Genomic DNA, 19,323 nt, shown 5'->3' with positions numbered 1-19,323 from the left:
CACAATAACAGCACTGCATCGTTAAGGTATTAACCTTCTTTCAGCTCCGTTAATTTCCAAGAGAAATTACCTTTTACTGTTGTATAGGGTTCTATGCAATAACCAAGATCCGTCATAACATGATTCCTGTCAAACTTTATTTCTTCACTCGAGACCCTGCGCATGATTTTTATATGATTAGTCCCAATAAAACGAATATAAAAATCAATGACCTGAGTTTTATTAGCTGCTATTTTTTCAATATTAATATCTTTTTTCAGGTCAATTTTAAAATGACTGTCATTTAGTAAGGGAATATTAATCAACTCAGCCTTGTTCTTTCTGTCCAAGCCCACTAAGCTTATTTGTTTAACTAAATCTTCCTGGACGTAAGGGTCAAGTTTAAGTTCAAGTTCAACCTCATCCTGATCCTTAGTATATGAACTGATTTGCAGCTCTTTTTTCCCTATCTTTTTAGAGAGCATTGCTTTTTCTTCACGAACCTCAATCATTCGGGTCAATGCATAACCCCAATTTCCAATATAGTTGGATCTAGAATATTTCTCAGCCATTTTAAAAGCTTGTTCTGAGAATTTTTGATGAGTTTTTTCTTCTCTCATTAAAGAGATGATGCCCTCAGCCAGTTTTTCTATATTATACTGCTCAATGACATATCCATTAACCCCGTCACTTACAAGACTCCTTGCTCCATAATCATAATCATACGTTACAACAGGACACCCATTGCTTAGTGCCTCCATATTTGAGAGGCCGAATCCTTCAAAGTGGGAGGTTGATATCGTAAGCCACGCTTTCTGAAACTCCAAATCCGGATTATTTGTATAACCTTTCAAAAAGACGTTATTCTGAAGTTTATGCTCTTCAATCTCTTTTTTTATTTTTTCGAAATCTTCACCAGATCCGAATATATCTAGTTTAGCTTCGGGAATTTCTTTCACTACTAAGCCAAAAGCTTTTACTGCATGTGTTAGATTCTTCATTGATGCGAGTCTTGAAATAATGACAGCTTTGTATTTTTCACTCGGCACATTCAATACATTAGGATTAAGCGGCTTATCGATTGTATGCGGAGTAAAGAAAAACGTCTCTTGATCTCCTGAGATTAATCTGAAATCGTCTATTTGTTCTTCCGTTATAAAAAAGATAGCATCCAGATTATACATTTGACTGAATACTTCTTTGTAACGGCCTTTGATTTGGTATTTATTATCACCATAATGTTTATTATGAATAATAGCTCCATAATAGGTAGAAGGTGATTTCTTCACTTTGAAAACATGTTTATCCTGAGGCCGGCTATCAACTAGGAATAGCTTCGGTACATCGTTTTCATTTTGTAAATAATCTATCCAAAATTGACGCAGTTCCGATTCGTCTTTAACTTTTTTTTCGCCCTCTAAAGAATACCAAGTGAAATGTGAGAATTGAATATCCTTCTCTTCACTGTTCCATACATAGTGCTTGTCTAAATAAACTTGATTTTTATCATTAATATATTCCTGCAAAAACATCTTATTTAATTGCACATCATAATGAGTTACAAGTGCTAGACCGCCGTTTTTTGTATATTCTTCTCGCTTTAAAAGCTGACTTTTATCATTCCAATAATCAACATAACGGATTGTCTTTCCGTCAGCAAAATAAGTTACGGAAATTTCACTGTTTCTTTTGCCAAATAGCTTTGATACAGTTTTGGCGAATTTCCCCATACCAACTTGCTTTTTTATCTGTTCAAGCCCTAATTTTTCATCATAGGACCTTTTCACATTTGTTTTCACACTTAAAAAATCATCATATAAATTAATAACACTAGTATATTCTTCATCGATCTTACCGTTTTTATACAATTCCTGCTTTTTAGAAGCCAATTCAAGATCAAAGCGAAATGTTAAAAAAAATGTTTTTCTGTTACATTCTTCTCCAAATAATTTTGAACGCAATAACAGTGACTTTGTCAGACCGCCATAATTACTCGGCAGGCCACCAGAGATAAAATAATAATTCATGTCAGGTATTTTTTGTTTTATATTAAATTCACTCACCGCATGTAAAGACATTTCTTACTCCCTTCGGCTCCTAGAATGTATGTTCATTGGAATTGATATCTTTTCCGGATACATTTGTATAAAAATCAATGTAAGCATCAAAAAGTACTTCTTATTTCAATAAGAAGTACTTTTTTAGATATTAAGCCAATGATATCAGGATCCCAAATTATATACCAGCAATTTCCTCTTTAATCTTTGTTGTAGAGATGCCTTCAGTTCGAGGAAGGTAGATAACCTCACACTGATCTTTAAGGAAGTCGAATTTACCTTCCCAGTCATCCCCCATAACAAAAACATCTATATTATGATCAATAATATCCTGCTTTTTTTGTTCCCAGCTTTTTTCAGGAATCACTTCATCAACATACCGAATAGTTTCTAAAATTAATTTACGGTGCTCGTAGCTATGATAAGCCTTTTTTTGCTTTTGTAAGTTAAATTCATCCGTTGAAATAGCAACAACCAAATAATCACCAAGTTGCTTTGCACGCTCAAGCAATTTAATATGACCCCAATGCAATAAATCAAAAGTTCCGTAAGTGATGACTTTCTTCATTTAGAGAAACTCTCCTTCCTAATGTTAAAGAACACTATTAAAAACACTACCGTCGTTAGCGATTGAATTCTAAATACCCTGCAACACTTTTGTTTACATTCCTTATATCGACATATTTCTCGTATGTCTTCACTGATCACTAATTATAGCATACAGCCCACAAAAGGTTAAGTACTCATGCAGAGAAAAAAGATCCAAAATATGTAAACAAACTAAAACTGCTTTGCTAGCAAGGATTATCGTTCATCCGTTCATCCAATTGTAAAAATGGAAACATATTTAAATTTAATGTAAAGATAATGTTAAGCCCTTGTTCGGGTTTTATGTTAAAATATACGGTAGGTTATTTTGTTTTTTTATCTCTTCGGATTTTAACTATATAAGTAAATTTATTAAGGGAAGGAGGATCCGGACATGCAAACTGAAACTATTCATCATATTCCTTATGTAAACAGCGACCTTACATCCTTTATGAATTACCTTGAACAACATTATATTGATCAAGAAATCGGCGCTTTTATTTCTACGGTTAATCCTGAAATAGGATATGCGGCTATTAAAGATAGAGATTACTTTAATGTATTGTCCTCTTCAAACTTTATTTTGCCTGATGGCATTGGAGTAGTCATGATGTCCCGATTGACTAACAGCAGACTTCAATCCCGAATCGCAGGATTCGACGTGTTTAAAGAGTTGCTCGGCATTGCTAACAAAAAGAAAAAACGTATATTTCTATACGGTGCGAAGAAAGATGTTATAGAGAATGTCGTATCCAAAATTTCTGCTGAATATTCAAATATACAAATCACGGGCTATTCAGATGGATATGTCCAAGATAGAAGCAAAGTAGCAAAACAAATTGCAAGTGCAAAGCCAGATATGGTATTCGTAGCATTAGGATACCCTCACCAGGAAAAGTTCATTCATAACTACAGACATTTATTCCCTCAGGCTGTTTCAATAGGACTCGGCGGAAGTTTTGATGTGTTTAGTGGCAATGTCAAACGGGCTCCTTCCTGGATGATTCGTTTGAATTTGGAATGGTTTTATCGTTTAGTGACAAATCCATGGCGCTGGAAAAGAATGCTCAGCATTCCAAAATACGCTTTAGCTGTGTTAAAGGAAGAAAAAACCGGAAAGCCTTTTTATCCGAAACCTGAAAAAGATCATACAAAACAGTTATAATGAAAATATATAAACAAGTGGATTGATAAAAATGAAAATAAGATCATTATTGGCGAATTGCTATTTGTATTTGTTATCAGCAATCGCCTTTTTTCTGCAATGGGTTAAACCTAGGAATACTGTAACACTTCTTATCTCGTTTGAAGCAAACGCAAAAGCGATATTGGAGGAATATGAACGAAAACAGTACCCATTTACGTTAAACATTTTGTATACACAGCAGGCATCCTCTATAGCTGAGAGATTTTCTCATATCCAAACATATTCTTTAAAAGAAAAAAGTCCTATTCATCTTTTTAGAGCCGTTTATCTCATGTTTAGCAGTAAAGTCGTTCTTACAGATAATTATTTCTTGTTAACAAGTGTGCTAAATAAACGGCCTCAAACGAAGTGTATCCAAGTCTGGCACGCAAACGGCTCTTTAAAAAAATTTGGTTTAGAGGATATAACAAACCTGCAACGAACACAAACTGATTTGAAAAGGTTCAAAAAGGTATACAGGTCTTTTGATTATATAACCGTTGGCTCTGAAGAAATGGCAGATATCTTTAAGAAATCTTTTGGGGTAAAGGATCATCAATTATTAAGAACAGGCGTGCCTTTAACTGATCCATATTACACTGATAGCAAAAACAAGGCTGCTGATTTCCAAAAAAACAAAAAGAAAATTATTCTCTACGCACCGACTTTTAGGGATTATGATATGAATACAATACAATTGCCTTTAACCGAAGAGCAACTCATTCATGAGTTAAACGGAGAATATGTTTTATTCGTTAAACTGCATCCCGCAGTTCAAAACAATATAGCCTTTACCTCTTCTAGTCATTATATTAAAAATGTTTCAGACTACTCTCTGTATGATTTACTCATAACGGCAGACATATTAATCACTGACTACTCTTCGGTTCCATTTGAATATTCTATTTTAAATAAGCCGATTCTTTTCTACACATATGATCTTAAGAAATATAATGAAGAACGTGGGTTGATTGATAATTTTCTTTCAGTCATACCGGGAAGAGCCTGTTATGACAGTCAGTCATTGATGCATGAAATCCTCAGAGCTTCCTTTAATATTCCCGCAATTAAAGATTTTTCAGCAAAGTGGAATATGTATTCTAGAGGTAATTCCAGTAAGAATCTATTACAATTTATAAAAGATCAAATATAATACATTTGTTTAACACTTGTTCAAAAGCAGAACAAGTGTTCTTTTTTCTCTTGACTACAGAACATATGTTTGCTTTAATATACATAGTTGCTTCTGGCAGCAAAAATTGATAGAGGTGATGAACATATGGCCCAAAAAGACCTGTTTAATTTCACAAAAATAACTCCAAAATTATTTACTGAACTTCGTGTTGCTGACAAAACAGTCCTTCAATCATTTAATTTCGACGAAAAAAACCACCAAATTTATACAACACAAGTGGCAACCGGGATGGGAGGCGGTAGCCCTCAAAGTTATCGGATAACCCGTCTTTCTTTTGAAGGATTGCAATTGGACAGCATGCTATTGAAACATGGAGGACACGGCTCAAATATCGGGATTGAAAACCGAAACGGCACCGTTTATATCTGGTCACTATACGATAGACCAAATGAAACAGATAAAAGTGATTTAGTTTGTTTTCCATATAAAGCTGGCGCTACTTTAGACGAAAAATCCAAGGAACTTCAGCGCTTCTCTAATCTCCCTTTAAATCATAGAGTTACACCTTCACTTGATATGAAGAATAGACAGCTGGCACTCAGACAATATGATACACTCAAAAATAAACAATGGGTTACAGTCTTTAACCTGGATGATGCAATTGCAAATAAAAATAACCCTCTATATACGATAAACATTCCTGAAGAACTTCATTACTTACAAGGGTTCTTTTTAGATGACGGCTATTTATATTGGTATACAGGAGATACTAACAGCAAAACGTATCCCAACCTCATTACTGTGTTCGATACTTCCGGTAAGATTTTGTTACAGAAAGAAATTTCTGTTGGCAGTGACCTTTCTTATCGATATGAAAATAATTTCCGTGAACCTGAAGGGATTTGCATGTACACTAATCCCGAAACTGGAGCAAAATCTCTGATGGTAGGAATCACCAGCGGTAAAGAAGGCAATAGAATAAGCAGAATTTATGCGTACCACTCATATGAAAATTTCATGAATCATGTGCCTATCATTCGGACTCCTTTATTAAAAACTGTCGGTCATCAAGAGAAATCACCAGAGAGATTCCAACCTTTTATTCAAACATTCATATTAGAATATAATGCCCAAAATAAAAAATGGGCGGTTCCAGCTTCAGGTTATTTACCATCATACACATCAAATTTAGTCAAAAACTTAACTATCAACTCAGAGGGAAACCTCCAAGTTAGTTTAAATGACCGCTATATCAGTTTACTCCATCAATCAATAGAGGGAGATTTTCGTTTAAAACAGAAGGATATCCGCATGGGATCTTGGTATTTTGCCGGCGGTGAAAAATCAAATGTTCTTGAGATAGGTTTTATCAAAGGAAACACAAAAATCAGACCTGATGATGCTGCCATTCCAAATGGTTCAAGAATGAGCGTATTTATGATTGTTGCTGATAAGATTGAAGTATGAAATTAAAAATAGGCTGAAGCATACAGAGCTTCAGCCTATTTTTTTAAAAAGTAAAAAGATAACAAATAGAGATTGCATAACGAATCATAAGTTTTTCAGTTGCTATTATTGATACTCCGGAACATCATAATACAGCGTGTATCCATCCAGCAATGAATACAGGCTGTACATGCGGTTTACTTGTTTGTATGCCCAGCCGATGTCTGTTGCATATTGGTGCGCAGCTGTGGCTGACCATCTCATCTTGTATAGCGTATCTTGATTGTAGGCTGTGTTATGAATGTAGGATGTGCCTATGAATTTGGCGCCCCCGATAATGGCGGCTTCTGGAGTGAACCAGCCTTGCTCGTATGCGTATTTGGCGCCGTAGTAGTTCGGGTTGCTATCGTATGCGCCGATTCCGTACATGTTATAAACGGTTTTTCCGTTATAGGTTAAACCATTGGCCAGTACGGACGTTCCGTTGCCTGTTTCAAGGAGAGCGTGTGAGATTAAATATAGCTCGTTGATGCTGTACTTATTTGCGGCATCGATAAATGCCTTTGCTTTCCCTGTCAGGATGCCTTTGCCCGCAAGCACTTTCTGATTGACTTCGGCAACGCTGAGGCCGGCTGTCTGTGACAGCTTAAGAAATTGGAAGTAGTATTTGCTGTCCATGGAAAAGTTGTTTGGGTCAACGTATTGTCCTACTTCATCACTGCTAGCGTTTCTCCACCCCATATTGATTTTAGCCCAGCCGTTTGTCTGGCCGATGATTCTCACTTTATCACCTTTTCTTAATTGGCCAATGACGTTCGTCGGACTGACTGCCGGTGTTGACCGGATGTTGAGGACATCAGCTGTGACCGTTGAGGTTGCAGTATTGATATATGTGAGTGATACGTAAGCTGCACCGTCGGTTTGCGGGCTGACTTTCATTTGTTTTTGAACCATATCACGAAGCGATAGATTATAATTCGTTTTCATGATTTGCGGACCGTTTTTGATTTTTACAGTGGATGATGTCCATCCATATAATTGCTTCAGCTTCGCTGATGCCGCTAAGGCTGCACTATTGCCTGTGAATTGCTCATTAAGGCTAATTTTATAAAGCGTGTTGCTTTTGGTTGTGTAGTTCGCGCTTAACTGTTGAGCTTTAAAATAGTTCAGTCCATTGTTCAATGCTGTTTTGCTGCTAAGCTGAGATGTCAGGATTTTGTATTGTGTATATGCTGTCGCGCCTGTTTTCGCGGCCGTGCCAGAGGCGTTATTTTTTTTGAGAAAAGCAAGTACACGATCGATGTCCTCTTTGTTGATGATCGCCTCAGTGGTGATTTGATATTTACTTCCTGTTGTTTGACCCGTTTTTTTGCTTGCGGCTGAAATCTGATTCGATTTAAAAAACGTTATGGCTTCATTGACTTTTGCCTTATCCAGCAAAGATTCAGTTGTAATTTTAAACGTGTTGGCAGTTTGTTTTTTTACTGTTTTTGCTGTAGCACTCAGCTTATTTTTCTTTAAAACGTTCAAACCTTTTGTAACTTTTGCTTGGTCTGTTGTTTCTTCAGAAATGAGCTGATATTGGTTTTCGGTTGTTTTTCCAGTCGCTTTTTTCGTTGCCTTTACTTTTTTCTGTGTAAAGAAGGCCGCAGCTTTGTTGGCCTGCTGCTCACCTAAAATCTGTGCAGTTGTAATTTGATAGGCAGATGACGTTGTCGTTTTTTTCACGGCAGATGATGTGTAATGCCATTTTTTCTTTTTGAAGAATGCATTGACCTTTTGAAGCTGCTGCTTCGTCAAATTCTTCATGTTTACAGTATATGATGTGCTTTTGCCAACCTTTTGATAATATGCGGACACCCCAGTGTTTTTCTTGATCTGGCTGACGGCGTCCTTCACTGTATTCAGCCCTTTGAAATAAGCCGATTGGACATTGTATACGTCCGCTGTTGTTTTTTGATTGATTGACTTGTAGCTTCCCGTAATTCCGGTGCTTTGTTTCAGCTGCTGTAACAAAGTCTTGGCATTTGCTTCGCCTGATATAGGGGCTGTTGTAAACGTGTAATAGGCTTGGCCTTTCACTGTTTCTTTTAACGATGCCTTCAGTCCCGATTCTTTTTGGAATGCATTTTTAACTTGCGCAGCCTTGCTGTCTCCGATCATAGCGCCAGATTGAATGCTTGTCACAGATACTTCATGTGTGACAGGCTGGTACGTGCTTTTTATCCCCGTTTTCTTTGACAGGCCTTGGATAAGCTCCTTGACCTTTTTCTCATCCGCTATTTCCGAGGTAACCACGTTCATGTAAAACTGGGCTGTGCCGGACATCTTCACAGCGCCGGTGACACCTGTTTCCTGCTTAAGCTTGGCCAGCAGGGTGTTTGCCTGTTTTTCACTTGATATTGCGCCGGACGTGATGGTCATATACGGCTGTTTGCTGCCGACTGGACTGGATGTGCCTGTAATGGCTGTCTGCTTTGTCAGTCCGCTCAGCAAAGTTTTAGCTTCTGCTTCGCTATGTATGCCTGTAGCGGTAATCTGGTAAGTTGCTGTTGTGCCTGAAGCCTGATAGGATGCATCCCAACCTGTGTCTTTTTCGAGTTTGGCGGCAGCCTGAGAGGCTTGGGTTTCTGTACTGAATGTTTTTGCCGGCTCCACCTTATAAATCGAGTAGTCCGTATACGCTGCAGCCTGTGCTGAGCCGGTTATGGTAAAAAAGGCAAGGGACGCGGCGGACAGAAGCATCGGTGCAATTAATCTCTTTTTCATTCCTTCTCCTCTTTCTTATTCAATGAGTATATAAAACTAGTTTATTTATCGGCACACGTATGCTCTATTTATAGGTCAATCCATTCCATTTTTGAAAAATAAAAAAACTTAATCTCAAAGTGAGATTAAGTTTACATGTGAGACACAATCAGTGTGCATGCGCCTTTAATTGTGAAGTCGGACATATTGTAAGGCAAAATAAAATGATTGCCCTTTTGAAGCGGGCATGTTTCTTTTCCATAGGTAAGCGAACCGCTTCCTTCTATTACACTGCATATCAAGAAGCTCTCATCCTGCGAAAGCTCAGCCTCCCCATTAATGTCCCATTTATAGACGGAAAAGTATTCCCCTTGGACAAACGTTTTAATTGTTATTCCTTTTCTTGTTTCGGTTGATTCGTCTATATATCCGTCCACATGGGGAACGGTCGCCGCGTTAATGGCTTTTGCAAAATGAAGCTCCCTTGGCTTGCCGCTTGTTTCGAGACGGTCATAGTCGTAGACCCGATATGTGGCATCTGAATTTTGCTGGGTCTCTAACACAAGTGTCCCTTTACATAAAGCGTGTATCGTACCGCTCGGCACATAATAGAAATCACCTGGCTTAATCTTGATTCTTCGCAGCAGCCCTTCCCAGTCGCCGCTGTTAATCATTGTGACAAGCTCAGTTTTTGAGCGGGCCGTATGTCCGTAAATGATTTCTGCGTTTTCTTTGCAGTCAATAATATACCAGCACTCCGTCTTGCCGAGCTCCCCCTGTTCATTCTCTCCAGCATAATAATCATCGGGATGGACTTTGATCGACATATCTTCTTTTACGTCCAGCAGCTTCGTCAGTAACGGGAACCGGTCTCCCTCCACGCCTCCGAACAATTCCCGGTGCTCATCCCAAAGCTCGGTCAATGTCTTTCCTTTATACGGGCCATTCGCAACAGTGCTCGGTCCTTTTGGATGAGCGGAAATGGCCCAGCACTCCCCTGTTGTTTCTGATGGAATGTCATACCCGAATGCATCGCGTAAAGCGGTGCCGCCCCAGATCTTTTCTTTAAACACTGGCTTGAAAAAAATCGGTGATTGCGTCATGATCCGTACCCCTCCCCTTTAAATGGCTGATCATTATTTTCCCGATGCGTGGCCCTTACAAACGCCCGTATGTCTGTCTGCTTTTCAATGACAACATATGTACAAAGCATGATGTATCCATGACCCCTTTTGAGAAAACGCTTCCTTTTTATTATATCACTTTGAAAAGAAGGTTTGTTTCAGCCTTTTCCTTATGAAGAATAATTCTCCTTTTTTGATACAAATTAAGAAGAACCGTCAATATGTTTTATAAAGGGGAGAAACTATGCAAATCGACTCTGATCTCCAGCGTAATGTAGAAACATTGAAAAAAAAATTGGGGCAAAACGACGATATTATGTTTTATACGTTTTCTTTCGGAGACAGCAGACAGAAGGCTTGCCTGCTGTATATTGACGGTTTGACAGAAAATAAGCTTCTGGCGCAATACGTCATTTCTCCTTTACAAAAAGAATCGTTAGCTCAAAAAGATGGCTTAATTGAGGATTTATCCGCTTTCTTTTTCGGCTATCATCACAGCGTTGTTTCTTCAATAAACGAAATTCAGCAGCTCGTTTTTTCCGGACATACCATTCTGCTGGCTGATGGTTACAGCGCGGGGCTGGCATTTGACACAAAAACATTAAAGTCGCGCAACCTTGAAGAGCCTACATCTGAAGTCTTGGAACGCGGGCCAAAGATTGGCTTTATTGAAAAGCTGCGAATAAACACGGCGCTTTTGCGGGAGCGGACGAGTGACCCTAATCTCGTCATAAAAGAAATGACAATAGGCAAAAGGACGAAAAAAAAGGTAGCTGTCGCTTATATTAAGGATATTGCTCCTGATTATGTCGTAAAAGAAGTGTTTAAACGGCTAAAGTCCATCATGACAGATGATTTGCCCGAATCAGGCTCACTTGAACAGCTCATTGAGGATGAACCTTTTTCCGTCTTTCCCACAATATTAAGCACAGAACGTCCTGATCGTGTAGAAAGCTCGTTGTTAGAAGGAAGGGTTTCGATTTTAGTAGATGGTACGCCATTTGCATTGATTGTACCGGCAACGGTTGATGAATTTATTCATTCACCGGATGATTACAACCAGCGCTGGATTCCAATGTCTCTTATTCGTTTGATTCGCTATACGAGCATTCTGATTACCATTTATTTGCCTGGCTTATATATTTCTCTCGTTACCTACCATACCGGGCTTTTGCCAACGAGAATGGCCATTTCGATTGCAGGCAGCAGGCTGAATGTACCTTTCCCGCCTTTTGTCGAAGCCTTTAATATGATATTTACGATAGAACTGATCAGAGAAGCCGGTTTAAGGCTGCCAAAGCCGATCGGACAGACGATTGGGTTTGTTGGAGGGGTTGTTATCGGACAAGTAGCCGTACAAGGCCAAATCGTCAGCGCATTAATGGTCATTGTTGTATCAATTACCGCATTGGCATCCTTTACCGTTCCGTCATACGCCTTTAACTTCCCGTTGCGGATTATTCGTATCGCGGCAATGTTAAGCGCGGCAGTATTGGGCATGTATGGCGTCATCATGGTCTTTCTGTTAGTGATCGGCCATTTAATGCGTTTGAAAAGCTTTGGCCAGGATTATATTATTCCGATAATGGCACAGCCCGGACAAGATTTAAAGGACACTGTGATTCGCGTCCCTACCCTATTTTTAAAAAGAAGGCCGACCCGCAAAGACACAAAAGATAAAATCAGACAAAGGTGATAGCTATGATGCAATCAGAGGACAAGCTTACATTTATGCAGACGCTTATTATGGTAAGCAGTACAATGATCGGTGCCGGCGTCTTAACCCTTCCCCGCTCAGCAGCTGAAACGGACAGTCCAATCGGATGGATCATGATCCTGCTACAGGGCGTTATCTTTATTATTTTTGCACTGCTTTTTTTGCCTTTTCTTCAACGAAACAAGGAGAAAACGATTTTTGAGCTAAACAGTATTGCAACCGGAAAATTCATCGGTTTCTTTTTGAATGTATTTATTTCCATTTATTTTATCGGTATCGTATGCTTTCAAGCGCGAGTTTTGGGTGAGGTTGTCGGATTTTTTCTTTTAAAAAACACACCGATGGCAGTTGTCGTGTTTATTTTTCTGGCGGTTGCCATCTATCATGTGGCTGGGGGCGTTTACCCCATTGCGAAGGTATATGCGTATATCTTTCCTATCACTATTATTATTTTCCTTATGCTTCTGATGTTTAGCTCTCGGTTATTTCAACTGGATTTTATCCGACCTGTATTTGAAGGCGGCTATCAAAGTTTTTTCTCTTTATTTCCTAAAACTCTTTTATATTTTTCAGGATTTGAAGTCATTTTTTATCTCATTCCCTTTATGAAAGATCCCAAGCAGGTAAAAAAAGCTGTCGCTTTAGGCATTGCAACCTCGACTGTTTTCTATAGCATTACTTTGTTTATGGTCATTGGCTGTATGAGTGTAGCTGAGGCAAAAACAGTGACGTGGCCGACCATTTCACTCATCCATGCATTAGAAATCCCAGGGATTTTTATTGAACGGTTTGACCTGTTTTTACAGTTAACTTGGACAGCCCAGCAATTTGCATGTATGCTTGGCTCCTTTAAAGGGGCGCATATCGGATTAACAGATATCTTTCACTTAAAAAATAAAAACAATCCATGGCTGCTTACTGCATTGTTGGCTGTTACCTTTTTTCTATCAATGTTTCCTGAAGATCTGAATGCCGTGTTTTATTACGGTACACTTCTCGGTTATGTATTTCTAGGTGTCATTGCAATACCATTTCTTATCTGGTTTTTAAGCTGGGTACAGAAAAAACTGGGGAGGGATCAGCTGCAATGAAGACAACGATGAAGCTTGCAGCAATGGTTCTGATGCTGCAGATGCTTTGCGGATGCTGGGATGTCAAAGATATTGAAAAACTGTCTTTTGCCAGAGGACTTGCCATCGATGAGACCGATGACCATCAGTATCAGTTAACGTATCAAAACCTTCTTCCCCAAAGTGAAGACAGCCAAGCAGCCGGAAAACCCGAATTTGTCAATGTGACGTCCTACGGGAAAACCATTTTAGAAGCAGTCAGTGATGTATCCATCAAGGACCCTCCTATCTATAGCGATCATTTAAAAGTCATTCTTTTGGGAGAAAAGCTAATGAGGAATCAAAACATTGATCAGGTCTTCAACCATTTCATCCGGGATGATGAGCTGCGGCGCAGCAGCTATTTGATGGCTGCCAAAGGGAAAGCCGGAGATGTTTTTACGAAAGGAAGTCCGAAGCAGCAGATGCCGATGCCTTCCGAAAAGCTGATAGATCTGACCAATAACAGCGGTTATAACGGGAAGATTATGTTGCCGCTTCGCATTGGGAGAGCCTCAATCTATTGCCAAAATGGCTACAGTTTTCTCATTCAAGCCGTTAATAACCAAAAGGGAAAAGCAAAGTATGACGGGGCAGGCATTATCAAAAGCGGCAGTAATAAACTCGTTGGGTTTCTTTCAGCTGATGAAATCCAGACACTGACATGGGTCTTAGGGACGATCCAAGGAGGCGTCATGCCGACGACAGATAAAGGGCATCCGATTACATTTGAGATTAAAAAGTCAAAATCTAAAATCAAACCGGTGATTGAAAACGGAAAGCCTGTCTTTCAGATCTCTGTCAAAACAAAGGGTATTCTGACAGAAGATCAAAATCCGAATGAAAATTCCTTTCGTAAAAGCTATTTGCACAGGATTGAGAACATTTTTGAGAAAAAGCTTGAACGCGATATAAAGAAGGTTATGGATAAACTGCAGCATGAGTATAAAAGCGATCCGATCTTTTTATCGGACTACATCCGGATTCAACACCCTGAATACTGGCATAAAGTAAAAGGACATTGGGATGACATATTTTCTGATGCTGATTTTAAATACGATATTTCTTTCAAAATCGTTAACTTCGGCACAGTAGGACAGTGAGAAATCAAAAGGGTGCGCATGCTCGCGCACCCTTTTTTATGTTCCGACAGTCTGCTGTTTTCCGGCAGATCCTCCCTGTCCGTTTTTGTCCCTTAAATCTTGCTCAATTTCTTCAAGGCTTTTTCCCTTCGTCTCTGTCACTTTAAACCGGACAAATAAGAACGCCATGATACCGATCGCGGCATAAATCAGGAATAAATAACTAATGCCGATCGCTTCCATTAATATTGGATAGGTGAGTGAAACAATCAGTGTCCCAACGTGCAGCATCAAAGTCGATACACCGGTACCAATTCCTCTGACATGGAGCGGGAACAATTCAGGAAGCATCACCCAGACAACCGGGCCCCAGCTGACGGCAAATACAACGATAAACACGCCTAAGCAAATGACTGTCGTCCAAGATGCGGCCGGGGTGTTATCGAAAAAGAGATTCACCATAGCCAGGATGATCAAGCTGATCACCATGCCGGCATTCCCGAATAACAGCAGCGGTTTTCTGCCGACTTTATCAATGATTTTAATGGCGAGAAGAGTCATCAGAACATTCACTGTTCCGATTCCGACCGTTCCTAAAATAGAGGCGGAGTTTCCGAACCCAACGTTTGTAAAGGTCTTCGGCGCATAATAAATGATTGTATTTGTTCCGATAAATTGCTGCAGAAACGCCAGTCCCAGACCAGCAATCAGAGCGGGACGCACCCATGGATCGAACAGCTCCTTCAGACCGCCTTCGTCCTCTTTTTCCGCTTCTTGAATATCATGAATTTCCTGATCAATATCCTTTGTGCCACGCAATTTTTCGAGAACCTTTTTCGCTTTATTCTCTTCGCCATTCGTAAACAGCCAGCGCGGGCTCTCCGGCATAAACAAAATACCAATCAGCAATAGCAATGATGGCACGGCAGCAAGTCCAAGCATCCAGCGCCACGCTTCCGCATCGGCAAATATGTAATTGACGATATAGGAAAGCAGGATGCCGACCGTAATCATCAGCTGGTTGAGGGACGATAACGCACCCCGTTTCTCTTTTGGCGCAAGTTCAGACAAATACAGCGGCACGATCGTTGTCGATGTTCCGACTGCCAGTCCCAGAAGGATTCTAAACAGCACCATCACTCCTGTATTTGGTGCAAGCGCAACACCCAAGCCGCCTATACAGAACAGCAGCGCGGCAGCCATAATCGCTTTTCTTCTGCCAAAGCGGTCCGTCAACTTGCCAGCCGCTCCGGAACCGAGTATCGCTCCGATTAATAAGGAGCTGACAACAAGTCCCTCTGTAAAGGCATTGAGGCCTAAATCCTTTTTCATAAATAAAATGGCTCCCGAAATGACGCCGGTATCATAGCCGTATAAAGCGCCACCAAGAGCGCCGAAAAAATAAAGCCATATATTTGACTGCTTCTTCATAGAAATGACTCCCTTTCTCCTATCAGTGATCCAATGGTACTGTCCACGGAGTTTTTTAGAAATCTATTAGCCTATTTTTCTGACAAGTAAACCTATGCAGACGTACAAACATCACATATCCATTAATTTACTGGCGTTTTTTTCAACTTTACCGAAACATTTTTTTCCCCAGCGGCGTCCAATATAAGGTGATTCAGCACATTATCATTCATCTTAAAAAACAAAAACATATAAATATAGGAATTTTTATCGAATATTGTCTTATCAGGAGTTGCCGTATGGCAAAATGAATGGTACGCTTCAACTATTAATGAAACGTGAGGTATGGATATGGAAGAACGATCACAGCACAAGAAGAAAAAGAGACGTCTGAGAAAATGGGTTAAATTATTAATTGGTTTTATTGTTATTTTAATAATTGCAGCTGGTTCTATTGGTACCTACGCTTATGTAAAGTTAAACAATGCAACAAAACATGCACATATTGATTTAAATGATAATGGTCAATCAGTTAAACGCATCAAAGAATTTGACCCAAAGAAAGACTCATTTACTGTATTACTCTTAGGTATTGATTCAAGAGTTGCAAAAGGTGAGACGGTTGATGATGCTCGAAGTGATGCTAATGTCTTAGTTACTTTTAATCGAAAAAATAAAACAGCAACAATGTTAAGTATTCCCAGGGATTCTTATGTCAACATTCCCGGTTATGGTTATGATAAATTTACACATGCACACGCATATGGAGGGGTAAAACTCTCAGCAAAAACCATTGAAAACCTTCTAGATATACCAGTCGACTATGTTATAGAAGGTAATTTTGATGCCTTTAAAGACGTCGTTGATGAATTACATGGAGTCAGTATAGATGTGAAGAGCGAAAAAATCGCTAATCAAATTAAAAAAGATACAAAAGGAAAAGTCGTCTTAAAACCTGGCGTTCAAACTCTAAATGGTGAAGAAGCGCTTGCATATGTAAGGACACGTAAAGCTGATACAGATTTCCAACGAGGACAAAGACAGATGGAAGTCTTAGATGCTATAATAAAAAAATCTAAATCATTAAGCTCTATTCCAGCATATGATGATATTGTTGATAGTTTAGGGAAAAACCTTAAGATGAATTTATCTTTAAATGATGCAATCGGTTTATTTCCTTTTATAACCTCTTTAAAAACAGTTGATACTGAACAGCTTACTGGTTCTGATATTTATCTCTATAGCTCTCGTGAGCGGAAAAAACTTTATTATTTAAAACTTGATAATGAAAAGTTGGAAGAAATAAAAAACGAATTAAAGAATGACATAAGTAATTGATTTTAACGGAATGGTCTTTACCATTCCGTTTTTTTTGTTCTTATTGTTGAAAAATAGGATCGTAAGGTTTAGCCTTGACCTATACGATTTATGTTTCGTATGAAAGCTGAACATACTACACGAAGCAGTTTCATTTTTAAGGAGGTTTCCCCTACATATGAAATTAATAGCCATTGATTTAGACGGTACATTGCTGAATAAAGAAAGCATTATTTCTGAGGAAAACAGAGCGGCTATCAAGCGGGCGCTTGATGCAGGCATCCTCGTTACCATTTGCACAGGGAGAGCAACGTTTGATGTTAAAGCGCTGCTGGAAGACTTGGATATCCCTATCATCGCGGCAAATGGCGGAACGGTTCATGACAAAGGCTACCGCCTGATCAGCCGGACATTAATGGATCAAGAGGCCGGCAAAGCGATCGCTGATTACCTGCTCTCAAAAAATATTTACTTTGAAGTATATACTGACGACCATCTGCTTTCTCCTTTTGACGGCGAATCTAAGCTTCAAGCAGAGCTTGATATTTTAAAGAGCGCAAACCCAAACGAAAACACAAATGAATTGTGGCAAGGGGCCATGACTCAGTTCAAGCAGTTTGGCATCAAACCAATCCCGCATATCGAATCAATTTTTGACGGCAGCGAAAACATTTACAAGCTCCTTTGCTTCTCTTTTGATATGGAAAAACTGAGACATGCGAAGGAAGAACTGAAGCATCATAAAAAACTGGCGCAAACCTCTTCCGGAAAGCACATTATCGAAATTCTCCCAGCCTCTTCCGGCAAAGGGCGCGCGTTGACTGAGCTTGCCGGCAAATACGGAATTGAGACGCAAGATATCTATGCGATTGGTGACAGCCCGAATGATTTATCCATGTTCGAAGTGGCAGGACACCGAATCGCCATGGAAAATGCGATTGATGAACTGAAAGAAAAAAGCACTTACGTGACGAAAAGCAATGATGAAAATGGCGTGGCCTATTTTATAGACCAGCTTCTATCCGGCCAATATGCATAAAAAAAGACTCCAGTTTCTCTGGAGTCTTTTTTTATTGCACCCGAATACCTCCCGCGTATTTATCTTTCCAATACGTGCTCGTATTCATATTCGTAATGGTTACACCATTTGTGAATGTGACATGAACGACTTGCCCATTTCCGATATAGATGGCCGGGTTTAAGCTTGTTGATTGGAAAAAGACAATGTCGCCAGGTTTCAGATCAGCCTTATCAACCTTTGTTCCCGCTTTATATTGGCCAGTCGCGTATCGGGGCAGTGAAATGCCCGCCGCTTTCTGGTAAACATATTGGACAAAGCCAGCAGTATCAAATCCTGTTTCCGGAGAAACCCCGCCCTTTTTGTAAGGAACTTCCCCGATATAAAGCGTCGCCTTCGACACAATCGGATTTTCTTTCGGAATCGTCAGGTTGTTAAAGCGGCGGATGCCTGTCATCTTAGATTTCCAATAATCCTCTGATAAGTAGGAAATGGTTACTTTTTCTGACCTGCTCGCCTGAATAAATCTTCCTCCGCCAGCATAAATCCCGGCATGTGAGATTCCTTTTTTGTACGTGTTGCTGAAATAGACGACATCGCCGGGCTTTATGTTCTGTGGCGCCACCTTCTCGCCCACTGCCCACTGCTGCTCTGCTGATCTCGGCAGATATATGCCAAGCGCCTGTTTAAAGACATATTGCACAAGCCCTGAGCAATCAAAGCCCTCTGACGGTGTGCTTCCGCCAAAGACGTACGGAATGCCGAGGTATTTTTCGGCCTCCTGCACAACAGAGACATCAGCAGTTGCCGGATCGGCAGCAATTCGTTTCGCCCCAATGTAAGAGCCGCTCCAATAGCTGCTTTTTTCGTAATTTGTGACAATAACACCTTTTGATAGCGTGCTGTGAATCATTTGCCCGTCTCCAATGTAAAGAGCGGCGTGTGTCGGTGCAGTCCCGCTGCTTCCCGCTTTTTTGAAAAATAAAATATCACCTGGCTTTAGATCTGCCGGTTTTACTGCTGTCCCGACTTTTGACTGGTCGTTCACCGATCTCGGCAGATGAATATCAGCCTGACCGAAAACATATTGAATCAATCCAGACGAATCGAAGCCTTCTTTCGGTGTTTCACCGCCGTATTTATACTTATACCCAAGCCATTTCTTTGCTTCACTGATGACCAGATCAAATTTTGTATCAGCCTCCGCAATATCCGCTTTTGTCATAATAGGAACCAAAAAACAAATCATAACGGCCACAAGCAAAAACTTCTTCCAGTTTGCCAGTGTGTTCACTTTTACTATCTCCTCCTCTATTTGCAGTTTTAACATCGGTATTTTTCTAGATATGTTAAGAGACTTTTTCATATTTTCACAGAATGAATATGCTGGCTTTCGAAATGGCAAAT

Annotated in this window: 14 protein-coding genes; 8 read left to right on the top strand and 6 right to left on the bottom strand. The window is 39.8% G+C overall.

The features are described from left to right. Positions 1-29: 29 nt before the first annotated feature. Positions 30-2,057: an alpha-glucosyltransferase N-terminal domain-containing protein gene (locus NST16_RS00165; protein WP_340883374.1), complete on the bottom strand. Its 2,028-nt coding sequence runs from the start codon at positions 2,055-2,057 to the stop codon at positions 30-32. Positions 2,058-2,214: 157 nt separating this feature from the next. Beyond that, the gene (gene tagD, locus NST16_RS00160; protein ID WP_010332101.1) at positions 2,215-2,604 is read right to left on the bottom strand and encodes a glycerol-3-phosphate cytidylyltransferase; all 390 of its coding nucleotides are present in this window, start codon (positions 2,602-2,604) and stop codon (positions 2,215-2,217) included. A gap of 414 nt (positions 2,605-3,018) precedes the next feature. Here tagD and NST16_RS00155 point away from each other — a divergent pair, with 414 nt between their 5' ends. The 3 genes from NST16_RS00155 (at position 3,019) to NST16_RS00145 (ending at position 6,412) form a co-directional block, all read left to right on the top strand. Continuing rightward, a complete protein-coding gene (locus NST16_RS00155; protein WP_340883371.1) occupies positions 3,019-3,789 on the top strand; it encodes a WecB/TagA/CpsF family glycosyltransferase in 771 nt (256 codons plus the stop codon). A 31-nt stretch (positions 3,790-3,820) separates the two neighbouring features. Beyond that, complete coding sequence (locus NST16_RS00150) at positions 3,821-4,963, top strand: CDP-glycerol glycerophosphotransferase family protein (RefSeq protein WP_340883369.1); 1,143 nt, start codon at positions 3,821-3,823, stop codon at positions 4,961-4,963. A 126-nt stretch (positions 4,964-5,089) separates the two neighbouring features. Beyond that, complete coding sequence (locus NST16_RS00145; protein ID WP_340883367.1) at positions 5,090-6,412, top strand: phage baseplate protein; 1,323 nt, start codon at positions 5,090-5,092, stop codon at positions 6,410-6,412. A gap of 105 nt (positions 6,413-6,517) precedes the next feature. Here the strand turns inward: NST16_RS00145 and NST16_RS00140 are convergent, their stop codons facing one another. Further along, the gene (locus NST16_RS00140; protein WP_340883365.1) at positions 6,518-9,160 is read right to left on the bottom strand and encodes an N-acetylglucosaminidase; all 2,643 of its coding nucleotides are present in this window, start codon (positions 9,158-9,160) and stop codon (positions 6,518-6,520) included. A 131-nt stretch (positions 9,161-9,291) separates the two neighbouring features. Continuing rightward, on the bottom strand, positions 9,292-10,242 hold the full coding sequence (gene manA / locus NST16_RS00135) for a mannose-6-phosphate isomerase, class I (protein WP_326329944.1): 951 nt from the start codon (positions 10,240-10,242) through the stop codon (positions 9,292-9,294). A gap of 265 nt (positions 10,243-10,507) precedes the next feature. On the opposite strand from manA, the gene NST16_RS00130 reads away from it, so the two are divergent. Genes NST16_RS00130 through NST16_RS00120 form a run of 3 tightly spaced genes read left to right on the top strand, consistent with a single transcriptional unit; the run spans position 10,508 to position 14,192 of the window. After that, complete coding sequence (locus NST16_RS00130; protein ID WP_010332107.1) at positions 10,508-11,959, top strand: spore germination protein; 1,452 nt, start codon at positions 10,508-10,510, stop codon at positions 11,957-11,959. Between the two features lie 5 nt (positions 11,960-11,964). Further along, a complete protein-coding gene (locus NST16_RS00125) occupies positions 11,965-13,071 on the top strand; it encodes a spore germination protein (RefSeq protein ID WP_268448215.1) in 1,107 nt (368 codons plus the stop codon). Next, the gene (locus tag NST16_RS00120; RefSeq protein ID WP_268448214.1) at positions 13,068-14,192 is read left to right on the top strand and encodes a Ger(x)C family spore germination protein; all 1,125 of its coding nucleotides are present in this window, start codon (positions 13,068-13,070) and stop codon (positions 14,190-14,192) included. Before NST16_RS00125 ends, NST16_RS00120 begins: the two co-directional genes overlap by 4 nt. 36 nt (positions 14,193-14,228) lie before the next feature. On the opposite strand, the gene NST16_RS00115 is transcribed toward NST16_RS00120, so the two are convergent. Beyond that, complete coding sequence (locus tag NST16_RS00115) at positions 14,229-15,608, bottom strand: sugar porter family MFS transporter (protein WP_256203214.1); 1,380 nt, start codon at positions 15,606-15,608, stop codon at positions 14,229-14,231. Between the two features lie 324 nt (positions 15,609-15,932). On the opposite strand from NST16_RS00115, the gene NST16_RS00110 reads away from it, so the two are divergent. Together NST16_RS00110 and NST16_RS00105 are read left to right on the top strand one after the other, a co-directional pair. Then, on the top strand, positions 15,933-16,919 hold the full coding sequence (locus NST16_RS00110; protein WP_339178499.1) for an LCP family protein: 987 nt from the start codon (positions 15,933-15,935) through the stop codon (positions 16,917-16,919). A 157-nt stretch (positions 16,920-17,076) separates the two neighbouring features. Beyond that, positions 17,077-17,937, top strand: coding sequence for a Cof-type HAD-IIB family hydrolase (locus NST16_RS00105; RefSeq protein ID WP_340883356.1), 861 nt, complete (start codon positions 17,077-17,079; stop codon positions 17,935-17,937). Between the two features lie 31 nt (positions 17,938-17,968). Here NST16_RS00105 and NST16_RS00100 read toward each other — a convergent pair whose 3' ends face one another. After that, the gene (locus NST16_RS00100) at positions 17,969-19,210 is read right to left on the bottom strand and encodes a C40 family peptidase (protein WP_268471638.1); all 1,242 of its coding nucleotides are present in this window, start codon (positions 19,208-19,210) and stop codon (positions 17,969-17,971) included. Between the last annotated feature and the right edge of the window lie 113 nt (positions 19,211-19,323).

It is taken from the genome of Bacillus sp. FSL K6-1005, from assembly GCF_038000225.1.
Classification (GTDB): domain Bacteria; phylum Bacillota; class Bacilli; order Bacillales; family Bacillaceae; genus Bacillus; species Bacillus mojavensis.
This window is presented reverse-complemented; position numbering and strand designations above follow the sequence as displayed.